Genomic DNA, 13,560 nt, shown 5'->3' on the forward strand with positions numbered 1-13,560 from the left:
AGTGCAATATTTTAAGTTTTTAATCAAAGAGGCTACACCGCCTCTTTTTTATTTTTTGAGTAGATAAAGAATACAAATATCAAGCATAATCACGTGCATAATAAATTGAATTATACCAAGATGATCAATAATAAATTTGCTCTTTTCTCCGTGGGCTTGTTTTTCTCCGGGTCAGGTTATGCAGCAGCGTTTGAACAATCTGGTCAGTCCATTCAGTCTTTTTTTGAAAAAAATCATTATGCTGAAGTTTCTCTAGCTTGGGTTCGCCCTGATATCAGCGGTCAGGTACAACATACCGAAGAGCTGCAACAATTAGGCATCACCGATTTTTCAACAGGAAATCTTGCCCATAGCCAATGGATTTCCAATGCCGCATTAAAATTCCAGTTGAATCCTCAAGTGTCGTGGGGACTGATTTATGATCAGCCTTATTCTATAGATATCGCTTATCATTATGATCCTGTTTTTGCAGGTGTAGCACTTCCAATTGAGGCTGCTACCATTCAGTTTGAGAGCCATAATTTGACCTCATTAATTGGCTTTCAACCAGACGCTGACTGGAATTTTTATACAGGGCTAAGTTATCAAAGCTTAGAGGGAAATTTATATTTAGCCGGGCAGACATTTTATATATTCAATGGTTATCGGGCCACATTTGAACAAGATCCCGCTTGGGGTTGGCTTGCTGGAATCAGTTATCAGATTCCAGAATATTTTTTTAGAACCGCACTGACCTATCGTTCTGCAATCACTCATCACAATAAAACCACTGAATCGATTGTTGTCGGTACGAATCCAGCACCTTATACAGAAATTCAAACTCCACAGTCTGTGAACTTGGATTTTCAGACAGCTTTAACTGATCAAAATGCGCTCTACGGCACGCTGCGTTGGTCAAACTGGCAAAATTTCGTGATCCAGCCACCTAAATTTGGCGCTGTAATTGACTATGCGGCCTTACAGTTCCCTGAAGTAAAACCTTTTAGAATGATTGATTATCGTGAGGATCAATGGTCTGGCAAAATTGGACTTGCCCATCAATGGCCATCTTTTGGCATAAATTCGATCGAACTTTTATGGGATTCCGGTACAGGAAATCCGGCTTCAACATTAAATCCGAGTGATGGATATTGGGGCATCGGACTAGGCCATCTTTATAAGATCCAAGAGACCTGGGATATTGCTACAGGACTCTATTATTTAAAATTTCAGAAACCTGAGGTTGCAATATCTGATTCGCTTACTCCTCAAATAGCGGGTTTATCCGCTGTTTCTGACAATAGTGCCTGGATCGCAGGTTTGAAACTGGGTTACCACTTTTAAAATTGTTCTAAAAAAACAAAAAAACGAGCCGAAGCCCGTTTTTTTATGAGGTTAAATCTTAGAAGCGGAAGCTTACACCAAGTTTAGCGACTGGTAGCCATTCGTACTCATTGTCGTTACGAATATCATCTTCTTCCAACTGAACTTGTTGGTTAAAGTCAGCAATAACTCCAGGATTTGTAGGAGTAGCAACTCCACTTGAAGTTAAGTTAACTGTTGGATTTCCATTGTAGTAAGCACCAATTTCACCAAACACACCCCAACGATTAGTAATCGCTGGAGAGAAACCAATACCTAGGTAGGGTGCAATATTATTTTTATAAGATAGGTCACCACTAATACGTGCATCTCCTACTGCCTTGAATTCAACATCATTTACGGAGAAGGTTTCACCCGAACGAACTCGACGATCGATATCATATTGATTATCTACATAAGCTACACCAGCCGCCATATAGAACCAGTTTGCCCAAGGACGGATTTCAGCATTTAGGTAAGTCAGGTTATTGTCCATATCCAGGTCATAATCAGAACCATTGATTGATAAATCATCCGACCAGGAAATATCACCGCCGTTATAACCTAAAGTGACGCCTACATATGGGTTAGCACTCCAGGAAATTGCCCCACCATAACCGGTAGTACCGACTTCAGCACGAACAGCTGCGGGTTTAAAGAAAGAAAAAGATGCCACACCTTCATCTGTTACGATTGTTTCATCAGCAGCCATGACAGATCCAGCTGTGGCAGCTAGAACGGATACTGCTAAAAGTTGATATAAAGCTTTCATTATTTCTCTCCTCAAAAGAACTTTTTTTTCATCATTAGTTATTCGTGATGAGCTCAATATAAAGGACTTAAAAAATATTTTTTATTCACATTTTGCTCATCTTTTGTTATTTTTTGATACAAATTAATTTTTCTTGTTCAGAACCAAGCGTTTTCTAACACTTCTCCTACATTTCAACATAATGAAAAAGTACACTTATCACTTTAATAATTTCACGCTTTCTACACTTCTGGTTATTTTTCATCTATTTTTAATGCTTTCAACTATTTTTCCTGCAATATAGTGTAAAATCTAGAAAATTTTTTTCTGGAAGGAAGATCATGTCGCAGCTTTCAACAATCATTGAACAAGCGTTTGAAGACCGTGCGAATTTTACAGCTGCAGATTGCTCTGCTGAAATCCGTCAAGCAGTTGAGGAAGTAATTGCTGGTCTAGACAATGGTACTTTACGTGTTGCTGAAAAAATCGATGGTGAATGGGTTGTTCATCAATGGATTAAAAAAGCGGTATTGTTATCATTTAAATTAAACGACAACAAACCAATGGAAGCTTGTGATCTTCGTTTCTATGACAAAGTAGAGACGAAATTCTCTGGTTGGACTGAAGAACAATTCAAGGCTGCTGGTGTACGTGTCGTACCACCTGCTGTCGCACGTAAAGGTTCTTTTCAGGCCAAAGGCGTAATCTTGATGCCTTCTTATGTCAACATCGGTGCTTATGTAGATGAAGGCACGATGGTTGATACTTGGGCAACTGTAGGTTCATGTGCGCAAATCGGTAAAAATGTTCACTTGTCAGGTGGTGTAGGTATTGGTGGTGTGCTTGAACCGCTTCAAGCGAATCCAACCATTATTGAAGATAACTGCTTTATCGGTGCACGTTCTGAAATCGTTGAAGGCGTAATCGTTGAAGAAGGTTCTGTAATTTCAATGGGTGTATTCATTGGTCAATCGACCAAGATTTATGACCGTGCCACTGGCGAAATTCATTATGGTCGCGTACCAGCAGGTTCAGTCGTTGTTGCTGGTAGCCTCCCTTCTAAGTGTGGTACTTACAGCTTGTATGCTGCCATCATCGTGAAAAAAGTTGATGCACAAACTCGTTCTAAAACAAGCCTGAACGATCTATTACGCGAAGACTAAGATGTCTTAACTTAGAGGATACATTCGTGTTCCTCGGAGCTTCAACCGCTCCTCGTCTCTACGATTAGTAATAATCGTAGGGATTTTTATTTTTATACCCGGTTATTTATTTCTCATTGGTTAGTTTTGTTATGAATACGCTTCGATCTTCTGCAATTCCTGTCTCTGATCCGTCTGCGGGTTTACGCATTACGGAGATTTTCTATTCATTGCAAGGTGAAGCCAATGCTGCAGGACTGCCAACAGTATTTATCCGTTTAACCGGTTGCCCATTGCGTTGTAGCTATTGTGATACCACCTATTCCTTTGAAGGCGGTGAGCGTCAGTCTCTGGACGATATTATCCAGACCACGCTTGATTTTAAAACCCCTTATGTCTGTGTGACCGGCGGTGAACCACTGGCGCAGCCCAATGCCCTACCCCTGATGCAGCGACTGGCAGATTTAGGATGTCAGGTTTCACTTGAAACCAGTGGGGCTTTAGATGTGTCCAAAGTGGATTCACGTGTTTCCAAAGTTTTAGATTTAAAAACGCCAACTTCAGGTGAAGTTGCACGAAATTTGCTTTCTAATCTCGCTCATTTAACTGCACATGATCAAATCAAGTTTGTGATATGCAATCGTGAAGACTATGAATGGTCAAAGCAGCAGTTAGAGCTGTACCAACTTCAAGACAAAGTGAGTACAGTTTGGTTTTCGCCTGCATTTGCGGTTGAAAAAGGTGCGGTTCGTTTACCACCACTGGCACGTGATTTGGCTCAGTGGATTTTAGAAGACCATCTCCCTGTTCGTTTCCAGTTACAGCTACACAAGTTGTTATGGAATGATGAAACTGGTCGTTAATTTTTTGTAAAGTATTTTTTTGGAGAATCAGCTTATGCGCCCTCGTGCCATTGTCCTGTTATCTGGCGGATTAGACTCAACAACATGTCTGGCTTGGGCGCAGGCACGCTATGAATGTATCGCACTCAGTTTTCGATATGGTCAGCGTTCAACGACCGAGCTGGATGCAGCAAAAGCTTTAACACAACGTGCGGGTGTGGAACATCGAGTGATCAATATTGATCTGGGTAATCTGGGTGGTTCAGCCCTTACCGATCATAGTATTGAGGTACCTGACCATGAACAGGCTGGCATTCCAATTACCTATGTTCCAGCACGTAATACTATCTTCCTGTCTTACGCTCTGGCCGCGGCAGAAGTATTCGAAGCTGAAGCGATTGTGATCGGAATTAATGCGGTTGATTACTCCGGTTATCCGGATTGCCGTCCGGAATTTATTGACGCATTTGCCAACATGGCACGCCTTGCGACCAAGGTTGGCGTAGAGGGTCAGGCGCTCAAATTTGAAACACCTTTGTTACATTTATCCAAAGCAAATATCATTCGCTTAGGTATTGAACATGGCGTAGACTACAGTCAAACGGTGTCATGCTATCAAGCAGATGACCAAGGACGTGCCTGTGGCAAATGCGACAGTTGTCGTTTACGTAAACAGGGTTTTGCGGACGCAGGTGTTGAAGACCCGACACGTTATATACCGTAATAACAAGGTAGAGTTTATGAAGAATTTAAAATCAAACATCGTGCTTTCAGCAATTGTTTCAGCTGCTGCTATGTTCGCAACTACGGCTCAAGCGGCTGATGACAAATTACAACAAGCTTATAAAAGCACCAATGTAAAATCTGCATTGATCAATGTTTGTAAAAATGAAACTGGCAAAAGCAAAAAATTGACATCTGCTGAAGTCAGCAAATATTGTGGTTGTGCTATTGAAGCAGATGGCAAATTAACCAATGCACAAAAATGGGAAATTCAAAGCACTATTAACCAGAAGAAAAGCCCAGGCACTTTAGCTTTTGTACAGAAGCAGAATAAAGATCTTCAAGCATGCTTTGGTCCACAGTTAACAGGCAAACTGAAAACTTTGACTGAAGAAGCAATGAAATCAGCTCAAGCGGCACCAAAGAAATAAGATCTGCTTATTCTTTGATAAAATAAGCCACTATAGTGTGGCTTATTTTTTTAAAAAAATTTAAAGAAAACAGGAGTTTTTATGTCTGAAATGAGTTTGCTTGACCAGAATTTTCCTGCGACGACAGGCGAAATCAATTTAACCCAGTTGAATACAGAATGGCTGGTGATTTATTTTTATCCTAAAGACTCTACACCGGGCTGCACAACTCAGGCAGTTGGCTTTTCCTGTTTAAAAGATCAGTTTGATGCTTTAAACACCACAATTCTTGGCGTATCACGTGATTCGGTAAAAGCGCATCAGAACTTTACTGAAAAGCAAAATTTGAGTATCAATCTGATCAGCGATAAAGAAGAAGTGTTGTGCAATCACTTTGATGTGATTAAAGAAAAGAACATGTATGGCAAACAAGTAATGGGCATTGAGCGTTCAACTTTTATTTTCCATAATAGCCAACTGGTCAAAGAATACCGTAAGGTCAAAGCAGCAGGTCACGCAGAACAAGTTCTGGAAGATTTAAAAGCTTTGCAAGCTGCTTAATTGCATGCTTACCGTATAGACAAAAGCTCGAAATATTCGAGCTTTTTTTACAATAACGTTCATATCATCAAGTATTTTATATCTACCCTAGTTCATTTCACACTGGCCTGATAGATGAAGATTAACTTTATCCCCTACCCCGGCAATTCCTTTTTTCATACCAAAATCCCTACGGTTAATCACGGCTGATGCCTGAACATCAAGCAGGTTGGCATTTGACATACTGGGTTTAAACGTTGTTTCGAAAATCACAGGCTTGGTCACACCACGCAGGGTTAAATGACCTAAAACATTGTATTTGCCATTGCCCAAGTCTTTAAACTGGATACTTTTAAAAATTACAGTCTTATATTTTTCTACATAAAACAGGTCTTCGCCCAAAATCATATGTTTAAATAGCGGCTTACTAAAGCTTAAACTTTCCACATCCATGACCAGATGAGTTGAGGCATTGTGCGGTGCTTTAACGTCAAACTGCATCGTGGATTGAACCTGATTGAACTTGGCTTTAACTACAGTAAGACCCATCGACTTAATCTCAAAACCGACATCACTTTTGGGAGTTAAGGTCCATGATCTTGCAAAAGACTGACTGGTCAAAGCTAAACAGATCGCTAGGCTAAGGAGCCCAGTTTTTATTATTGTTTTCAATTTTAAATCCACCTTGTTTAATTTCTTATTGATCGGATTTAAGTACACCGCTTAATCTGAAACTAAACTTTCTTGTTTTTGAGCGAACAGGTTTTCGTTATTTTTATACCAGTTTATTGAAGTTTTTGTAAAATCATTCATGACTAACGGACAAAATACTTGCTTTGATTTTTCTCTAATAAGTGGCCCTGCTAGCCTAGCAGGAGACTGGTTTCCTCTTATAAAATTTTGATTTTATAAATTTTTTATACAAACCAGATCCTTTATTTTAAGTTCAATTTATATTGGAAATATCCATGTGCTTGCAGCACTGAAAAGAGTTGTTTTCTACGCTGCCTATTCACGATCACTATCTAAAATGACACGCTTAGACAACTCTTAACCGATCTATCAGCTTTCGTAGCCTGAATCAAATACTGAGAATTAATGACACTGCGACGCCCCACATGGTACAGGCAATAATAGCATCCAGTATTTTCCATGCTTTTGGATGTTGGAACCAAGGCGTCAGTATCTTTGCCCCATATCCCAAACTAAAGAAGAAAAACCAGGAAGCACAGACAGCGCCTAAAGCAAACCACCATTTTCCTAAGGCGTATTGAGTTGAAATTGATCCAATCAATATGACTGTGTCTAAGTAAACATGCGGATTTAGCCAGGTAAAAGCCAGGCAGATCATCAGTACTTGTAGAAAATGCTCTGTTAGCTGATCACTTGGTGCCAAAACCTCTGTTGATTTAAAGGCACTGATCGCATGGTGCAAACCATAATAAAACAGGAATCCTGCGCCAATATATTTAGAAAATATAATAATATCCGGATAATGTTCAATGACACGCGCAAAGCCCAGTACGCCAAGCAGAATTAAAATGGAATCAGACAAGGCACAAATCACACAGACCCAGAACACATGCTGCTGTTTTAAACCTTGCTTTAATACAAAAGCATTCTGTGCACCGATACTGACAATCAGGCTCATTCCCACAGCAAAACCACTCATCATATAACTGAACATCACATTCCCCTTTTTTTGAATAAATGAATTATGCAAAAAAATGAGTGCGATTAATTAAAACTAAGTTAATATCAATTTAACTAAATTATTTTTAGATAACAACTATGCTGAATGCGAAACAATGTGAGGCTTTTTATGCAGTTGCAAAAACGGGAAGTTTCGATCTGGCTGCCGAGCAGCTAAATATTACCGCTTCGGCAGTGACCCTTCGTGTTCAAAGTCTGGAAAAAAAATTGGGACAATTGCTTCTGGTGAGAGATCGACCTTGCCGCGTGACTCAATCCGGGCAAACCTTATTGCATTATTTACAACATCAACGTTTGCTAGAACAGAATCTGATGCAGGATCTGGGTGGACAGCTGCAACAGGAAGGTTTCTATTGTCTGAATATTGCTACTAATGCCGATTCACTCGCGACCTGGCTGTTACCAACCTTACAAGCCCAACTCATCCAACATAAAATTGTGTTGCATTTTCAGGTGGATGATCAATCACAGACTCATCATCTGTTAGAAGCAGGTCTCGTCAATGCCTGTTTGAGTACTGAAGCCAAGGCAATGAAAGGTTGCCGGGCAGAATTGATCGGACAGATGCAATACCGTCTCGTTGCTACGCCTGAATTTTCCCGAAACTGGTTTCATCAAGGCGTACATCGGGATGCGCTACGCCTTGCCCCTGCCATTATTTTTAATGAAAAAGACCAACTCCATACCCAATTTATTCAGCACGAATTTGGCCTGAATCTAGCACAATATCCTCACTTTTTTATTCCATCGACCCATGCATTTTTTGATGCGATTGTCATGGGTCTAGGCTATGGCTGGCTGCCGGACTATCAAACTAGGAATTTGCTGGAGTCAGGTCGACTGCTTGAACTTTCAAGTGAGATGCGAATTGAAGTGCCCTTGTATTGGCATCACTGGAAAGAACAGTCTCCTGGTCTAGAAATCCTTGGGGAGTGTTTGAAACAGCATGCTCAAACTAACATGAATCAACCCATAATAACCTGATACTTTTAAACCAGATTGGTTTTATCATTCTGGGCAAATTTTTCACTGAGTTGCTGATAGGTCGTGGTTTTTTGGAAATTCTCTAGAAAATCAATCGTGCCTTGTGGAAATTTATCTCGTTGAATTTCGCCACGATAATAAGCTTCACGCATCGGCGTGGCAGATAAGGCATCTTCGAGGCTGTCAAGTTCGACCATTTCCCATTCTGGAAAAAACTTTAAATAATAAGAAGAATCATCTTTAAAGTGCCCAATCAGTCCGACTTTGGCATCCGGCTCAATGACCTGATTCACCAGCGATTTCACTAGTTTCTGCCATTTTTCATCATTATAAACATCAATGACTTCTACAAATTTGATCCGAGCCCGATCTTCTGGACTAAAATTTGACAGGATCATGGCTTCACGCTCCGAAGCCAAGAATGGATTCTTGATATTGCGTTCATTTTGCGCAGAACCAAGCGCCAAAATCACATGTTGACTATGCTGCAGGGCAATGTTAATGGTTTGCATGTGTGCCAGATGAAAAGGCTGAAAACGGCCAATGAAAACCAGATAATCAAATGTATAGTTCATAAGGGATCAGTTTTTTATGACTCATGAGTTGTGCTGTCCCAATAAATATGCGACATAATCATTCCCATAAAATCAAATTAAGTTTTAAAGCAAGGATAGTACGATGACACTGAGCTGTATTCAACAACCTCATGAGCATTTGAATGCGAATTTAGAACATGGTGTACTCACTTTAGCCATCAATCGCCCGGAAGCGAAAAATGCGTTATATAGCGAGCTGTATCTCTGGATTGCGAAAGCCTTGGATGAAGCTGATCAGGCACCTGAAGTTCGTGTAGTTGTATTACGTGGTCAGGATGCAGACTTTAGTGCGGGCAATGATATGCAGGATTTTATGAAATCTGCCGCGAAGAAAGGTCAGGCACCTGCTGCTGAAGGCCCGCCATTTGTTTTACTCAAATCTGCCGCAAAATTTTCCAAGCCATTGATTGCAGCCGTGCGTGGTGTTGCAATCGGCATTGGCGTGACAATTTTACTGCATTGTGATCTGGTTTATAGTGACAATACTACTCTGTTCCAGATTCCATTTGTCAGTTTGGGTCTATCGCCTGAAGGCGCATCAAGCAAATTACTGATTCAACAGGCAGGCTATCATAAAGCAGCTGAATTATTGCTGACTGCGCAAAAATTCAATAGCGAAAAAGCGCTCGACGCAGGTCTGGTGAATAGCATTGAAGAAGATGTTTACACTAAAGCAGCAGCACAAGCTGCCCAGCTCTCTGCCCTGCCATTGGCATCACTGGTGCAATCCAAAGCCTTGATGAAACACAATGTGAATGAAATTGTAGAATGGATTGACCATGAAGCAGAAATTTTCATGCAGCGTGTCGGCTCGCCAGAAATGCTGGAAGCGGTTCAAGCCTTTATGCAAAAACGGAAACCTGATTTCACACAATTCAACTAATTTTCAAACTTATGAGTTCAATGAGGTGGTTTAGACTGCCTCAATCTTTTATTTTTCCAAGAATCTGAAGTATGCCAAATCAAGACTCCCAAACCTCTTCCCAAACAACAGATAGTTCAAATCCAGAAAAGAAACGTTATTACGAACCTGCACCTCAAGATATAGATGTCGATAATTTTCGTAAGGTGATTGAAAGCCGACGTTCGGTGCGTAAATTTACCAAAAAGCCAATTCCCGTTGAAGTTCTGGATGCCTGTCTGGATTTGTCGTTGTTGGCACCGAATTCGTCGAACTTACAGCCTTGGACTTTTTATGTGGTACAAAATCCGGGCAAGAAAAAGCGTTTGGTAAAAGCCTGTATGAGTCAACTGGCAGCCAAAACAGCTTCTGAGCTAATTGTCTGTATCGCACGTACCGACCGTATCGATGAAATGGCGAAACGTAATGTGAATGAATTTCCATTTCCTGAAGCGCCACCCGCGATTAAGAAATACTATAAATATATTCCTTACAACTATAAGACTGGTTATCTGAATGCTTTTGGTAACTTTAAGAAAGTGGCTTTCAAAGTTGCCCGTACATTGGACAAACAAATGCCAGTGTCTGCTTTCAGCCCGGCTGATGCGAAACTGTGGGCGACCAAAACGACGGCGCTCGCTTGTGAAAATCTGGTCTTAGCTTTACGTGCTTATGGTTTTGACAGCTGTATGATGGAAGGTTTTGATGAGCCGATGGTTCGTGAAATTCTGAAATTGAATGATGAACAATATCCAGTCATGGTAATTGGTGCGGGTGAACGTGCCGAAGATGGCGTATTTTTCCCGCAATACCGTTTTGATCGTGAGCTGTTTATTCAAAAGATTTAAGCTTCACATCTATAGAAATTAAATAGCTTAAATCTGATAGATCTCTTGTGACATGGATGTCACATCATTCACTCTTTATGCGCTAAAAACTATATAAGATAAATTTTAACGGAAATTTCATATTTTTTATTAACGCTCTTTCATAAGTCGTTTTTTTACTCAGTTGCAAATTTTAGATGCCAGAAATTAAATCTTAAATCGAGTCTTTTCCCATTATTTTGCTCGTGCTCAGTAAATATTTTGAAAGCTTTCACTCTACCAAACACATGCACAATTCCAATTCTTCTTCCATTAATTTTTTGATTATAAGTTTTGAGTTCAAGATCCAATTTAGTGATTTCTCTAGTTAAATTTCTTTTTAATCGAGAATTAAGCTGAACTAAAAAGTTTAAAAAAATTTTACACAATCACACAAAATGTCTATTGCTGAATTTAAAAGATAGTTTATTTTTCTTCTATTTTTTATGAAGCTATTTTTTATATTTTAAAAGTATAAAAAAATTAAATATTAATATAAAACAATATCTTAATCTATTTTAAAAAGACTTATAAAACTATTTTAAGCTTACTGAATTAAAGTCAAGGTAAAAAGAAAGATGAATTTTCCGAAATAAAAAATGCTAACCGGAACAAATATTTGAGTATTTCTTAATTGAAAATGGTATTTTTTGTGATAGATCATTTAATCATTAAGATGATTTAATCAGTTCGCATAATAACAATAGATAAATAAAAAAAAATGTGACTGAAATTTTGGCTCTCTAGTTCTTTTATAAAAAGAGGCTCGAAGAAGCAAAAAAGAATTAGAGGGTTCATCTTAAACAGAAGTTAAATAGGAGGTGAAGACGTACTGAAGATAAGATTCATAACCTTGTAACAGGATAGCAAATATTTTGAAATAAAATGCATTTTTTAAACAAATTAAAAAGACCCTAACATACAGAAGAGTTGAGGCCATGACAAAAAAGTATAGTAAATTTTTATCCATTCCTACAGATTTTAATTTAGAAGATTCACCCTATCATTGGATTAGTCAAGTACATACCCAATATGTGCAAAATGTTGACTATGCCTTAAAGAAATACGGTTTAGATAATTCTCGAAGACGTATTTTGCTGGCATTAAAATTTAAAAATAGAGCGAGTATTTCTGATTTATCTGACATGTTGATTTATAAGATGTCGACTACTACTAAAATCATCTATCGCCTAAAAGATGAGGGATTAGTACATACTTATTCCTGTGAGGATGATGCACGAATTACCCGAGTATTATTAACCGAAAAAGGTCAGCAAATGATTAAAAAAATTAATGATCTTAGTGTTGTTGTACTAGAGCAATCTTTCGATGGTTTAACACCGTTGCAAATTGAAAAAATGCTACACAGCCTTAAGCATATTTTCCGAAATCTAGCTCCTTCGCATTAAGTGAATCAAAGGGAAATTAAAGTATATAAAAATTGAGTAAAAATCAGGGGAAATTATATTTTTTAAATTTAAGGATATAATATAGGACTTACGCATTGACGGATTTAAAAAAGTCTCAAACTACTTTATAACGTATCTGTGATCAGACGAACTAAACATGCTTCTACAGCAACTTGTACATTACCCATTTATATGGGCTTTCTCATGACAGAACCAAACTCTATTAGCTGCACACAACTTGCCGAGACTTATAATATCTCGCATGACAGTGTAAATCGCTTTTTGGAGCGTGAAGACTACACAGCTCACGATCTATATCAAGAAGCAATTCAACACATTGATAATAATAAACTTATAGTCAGTATTGATGATACTGTTTTAGATAAGCCATATAGTCAACATATGGACTTAGTTAGCTATTTTTGGTCAGGTAAACACCACCGATCCGTCAAGGGTATTAATCTGATTACCTTGTATGCGACAGATCAACATGGCAAAAATATTCCAATTAATTTTCGAATTTATGATAAGTCAGAAAGTAAAACCAAGAATGATTACTTTATGGAGATGTTAAGTGAAGTACTCGATTGGGGTGCAAAGATTCAATTCATTACAGGTGATAGTTGGTATTCATCGACTGAAAATCTAAAAACCATAAGAAAACATGGTATTCGATTTATGTTTGGTGTCGACAGTAACCGTAAGGTTTCCCCTGAAAAAGGACAATGGTTTCAACTCCGTTTATTGCCGAATTTTCATCAGGGTCAAGTGGTCTGGCTCAAAGATGTTGGCTTTGTACAATTATTTAAGACTCAGTTAAAAGAACAGCAGAGATTTTATATTGTGCATCAAGATGAAGATGATTTATTGTCCTTTGATGGTTTTTATGAATTACATTCAAGTCATTGGAAAATAGAACAATATCATCGAGTAATTAAACAGGTTTGTCATATTGAAAAGTTTCAAGTAAGACGATCCAAGCTGATTTTGAATCATATTTTCTCAGCCTTGATGGCCTATGTTGAGATACAAAAGAACCAGTTTGAGCGGATCTTTGAAAATGTATATCGTTGGCAGAAGAAATTATTTAGACCAATTATCAAGAACTTTATTGATGAATTTATTCTCGATAAGAATCATCTGCTGCCACAGAAAATCTATAAATAATAGTGCGTAAGTCCTATAATATTATAATAATTAGCATAAAAGATATCTATTTAAAAAAATAATAGATATCTTTTATAATTAAAAAATAATCATCTGTTTAATAGATCTCTTTCATAAATCAAAAAACGATCTTCTTTTTGGTTAATATTTGCACTCCGGATTTCTTAGCATTCGT

15 protein-coding genes are annotated in these 13,560 nt (G+C 38.4%); 11 read left to right on the top strand and 4 right to left on the bottom strand.

The features are described 5' to 3' along the window. The first annotated feature begins 93 nt into the window (after positions 1–93). The gene (locus PV763_RS08810; protein WP_318270333.1) at positions 94–1,323 is read left to right on the top strand and encodes an OmpP1/FadL family transporter; all 1,230 of its coding nucleotides are present in this window, start codon (positions 94–96) and stop codon (positions 1,321–1,323) included. A gap of 58 nt (positions 1,324–1,381) precedes the next feature. Here the strand turns inward: PV763_RS08810 and carO are convergent, their stop codons facing one another. Further along, positions 1,382–2,113 (bottom strand): ornithine uptake porin CarO, encoded by a 732-nt coding sequence (carO, locus tag PV763_RS08815; RefSeq protein WP_071850384.1) that lies wholly within the window; start codon positions 2,111–2,113, stop codon positions 1,382–1,384. 320 nt (positions 2,114–2,433) lie between these two features. On the opposite strand from carO, the gene dapD reads away from it, so the two are divergent. The 5 genes from dapD (at position 2,434) to PV763_RS08840 (ending at position 5,770) form a co-directional block, all read left to right on the top strand. After that, the gene (gene dapD, locus PV763_RS08820; RefSeq protein WP_004645637.1) at positions 2,434–3,255 is read left to right on the top strand and encodes a 2,3,4,5-tetrahydropyridine-2,6-dicarboxylate N-succinyltransferase; all 822 of its coding nucleotides are present in this window, start codon (positions 2,434–2,436) and stop codon (positions 3,253–3,255) included. A 131-nt stretch (positions 3,256–3,386) separates the two neighbouring features. Beyond that, positions 3,387–4,097, top strand: a complete 711-nt coding sequence (gene queE, locus PV763_RS08825) for a 7-carboxy-7-deazaguanine synthase QueE (protein WP_420937691.1) — start codon at positions 3,387–3,389, stop codon at positions 4,095–4,097. A 34-nt stretch (positions 4,098–4,131) separates the two neighbouring features. Continuing rightward, positions 4,132–4,800: a 7-cyano-7-deazaguanine synthase QueC gene (gene queC / locus PV763_RS08830; RefSeq protein WP_005097579.1), complete on the top strand. Its 669-nt coding sequence runs from the start codon at positions 4,132–4,134 to the stop codon at positions 4,798–4,800. Between the two features lie 16 nt (positions 4,801–4,816). After that, on the top strand, positions 4,817–5,230 hold the full coding sequence (locus PV763_RS08835) for a hypothetical protein (RefSeq protein WP_420937692.1): 414 nt from the start codon (positions 4,817–4,819) through the stop codon (positions 5,228–5,230). An 81-nt stretch (positions 5,231–5,311) separates the two neighbouring features. Further along, positions 5,312–5,770 (top strand): peroxiredoxin, encoded by a 459-nt coding sequence (locus tag PV763_RS08840; RefSeq protein WP_138742572.1) that lies wholly within the window; start codon positions 5,312–5,314, stop codon positions 5,768–5,770. A gap of 87 nt (positions 5,771–5,857) precedes the next feature. Here PV763_RS08840 and PV763_RS08845 read toward each other — a convergent pair whose 3' ends face one another. Further along, complete coding sequence (locus PV763_RS08845) at positions 5,858–6,421, bottom strand: YceI family protein (protein WP_420937693.1); 564 nt, start codon at positions 6,419–6,421, stop codon at positions 5,858–5,860. 409 nt (positions 6,422–6,830) lie between these two features. Next, on the bottom strand, positions 6,831–7,436 hold the full coding sequence (locus tag PV763_RS08850) for a LysE/ArgO family amino acid transporter (RefSeq protein ID WP_005265788.1): 606 nt from the start codon (positions 7,434–7,436) through the stop codon (positions 6,831–6,833). Positions 7,437–7,540: 104 nt separating this feature from the next. Between PV763_RS08850 and PV763_RS08855 the strand changes: the two genes are divergently transcribed. Then, positions 7,541–8,446, top strand: a complete 906-nt coding sequence (locus PV763_RS08855) for a LysR family transcriptional regulator ArgP (RefSeq protein WP_420937694.1) — start codon at positions 7,541–7,543, stop codon at positions 8,444–8,446. A 5-nt stretch (positions 8,447–8,451) separates the two neighbouring features. Here the strand turns inward: PV763_RS08855 and PV763_RS08860 are convergent, their stop codons facing one another. Then, on the bottom strand, positions 8,452–9,021 hold the full coding sequence (locus PV763_RS08860; protein ID WP_004645645.1) for a nicotinate-nicotinamide nucleotide adenylyltransferase: 570 nt from the start codon (positions 9,019–9,021) through the stop codon (positions 8,452–8,454). A gap of 103 nt (positions 9,022–9,124) precedes the next feature. On the opposite strand from PV763_RS08860, the gene PV763_RS08865 reads away from it, so the two are divergent. The 4 genes from PV763_RS08865 to PV763_RS08880 all read left to right on the top strand — a co-directional run bounded on the left by PV763_RS08865 (position 9,125) and on the right by PV763_RS08880 (position 13,385). Further along, complete coding sequence (locus tag PV763_RS08865; RefSeq protein WP_071850389.1) at positions 9,125–9,925, top strand: enoyl-CoA hydratase-related protein; 801 nt, start codon at positions 9,125–9,127, stop codon at positions 9,923–9,925. Positions 9,926–9,996: 71 nt separating this feature from the next. Next, entirely contained in the window at positions 9,997–10,791 is a 795-nt protein-coding gene (locus tag PV763_RS08870) for a nitroreductase family protein (protein ID WP_005106427.1), read from the top strand. A 956-nt stretch (positions 10,792–11,747) separates the two neighbouring features. Further along, positions 11,748–12,218: a MarR family winged helix-turn-helix transcriptional regulator gene (locus PV763_RS08875; protein WP_085064150.1), complete on the top strand. Its 471-nt coding sequence runs from the start codon at positions 11,748–11,750 to the stop codon at positions 12,216–12,218. Positions 12,219–12,356: 138 nt separating this feature from the next. Beyond that, positions 12,357–13,385 carry an IS701 family transposase gene (locus PV763_RS08880; RefSeq protein WP_080591875.1) on the top strand — a complete coding sequence of 343 codons (1,029 nt, stop codon included), beginning with the start codon at positions 12,357–12,359 and terminating at the stop codon, positions 13,383–13,385. Positions 13,386–13,560: the final 175 nt, after the last annotated feature.

The sequence above is a fragment of the Acinetobacter sp. AS5 genome (genome assembly GCF_048957595.1).
Lineage (GTDB): Bacteria > Pseudomonadota > Gammaproteobacteria > Pseudomonadales > Moraxellaceae > Acinetobacter.

What these genes read in the sequence shown, in the direction of transcription:
- carO (WP_071850384.1), bottom strand. Translation starts at nt 2,113, where the DNA reads ATGAAAGCTTTATATCAACTTTTAGCAGTATCCGTTCTAGCTGCCACA.
- dapD (WP_004645637.1), top strand. Translation starts at nt 2,434, where the DNA reads ATGTCGCAGCTTTCAACAATCATTGAACAAGCGTTTGAAGACCGTGCG.
- queE (WP_420937691.1), top strand. Translation starts at nt 3,387, where the DNA reads ATGAATACGCTTCGATCTTCTGCAATTCCTGTCTCTGATCCGTCTGCG.
- queC (WP_005097579.1), top strand. Translation starts at nt 4,132, where the DNA reads ATGCGCCCTCGTGCCATTGTCCTGTTATCTGGCGGATTAGACTCAACA.
- PV763_RS08835 (WP_420937692.1), top strand. Translation starts at nt 4,817, where the DNA reads ATGAAGAATTTAAAATCAAACATCGTGCTTTCAGCAATTGTTTCAGCT.
- PV763_RS08840 (WP_138742572.1), top strand. Translation starts at nt 5,312, where the DNA reads ATGTCTGAAATGAGTTTGCTTGACCAGAATTTTCCTGCGACGACAGGC.
- PV763_RS08850 (WP_005265788.1), bottom strand. Translation starts at nt 7,436, where the DNA reads ATGTTCAGTTATATGATGAGTGGTTTTGCTGTGGGAATGAGCCTGATT.
- PV763_RS08855 (WP_420937694.1), top strand. Translation starts at nt 7,541, where the DNA reads ATGCTGAATGCGAAACAATGTGAGGCTTTTTATGCAGTTGCAAAAACG.
- PV763_RS08860 (WP_004645645.1), bottom strand. Translation starts at nt 9,021, where the DNA reads ATGAACTATACATTTGATTATCTGGTTTTCATTGGCCGTTTTCAGCCT.
- PV763_RS08865 (WP_071850389.1), top strand. Translation starts at nt 9,125, where the DNA reads ATGACACTGAGCTGTATTCAACAACCTCATGAGCATTTGAATGCGAAT.
- PV763_RS08870 (WP_005106427.1), top strand. Translation starts at nt 9,997, where the DNA reads ATGCCAAATCAAGACTCCCAAACCTCTTCCCAAACAACAGATAGTTCA.
- PV763_RS08875 (WP_085064150.1), top strand. Translation starts at nt 11,748, where the DNA reads ATGACAAAAAAGTATAGTAAATTTTTATCCATTCCTACAGATTTTAAT.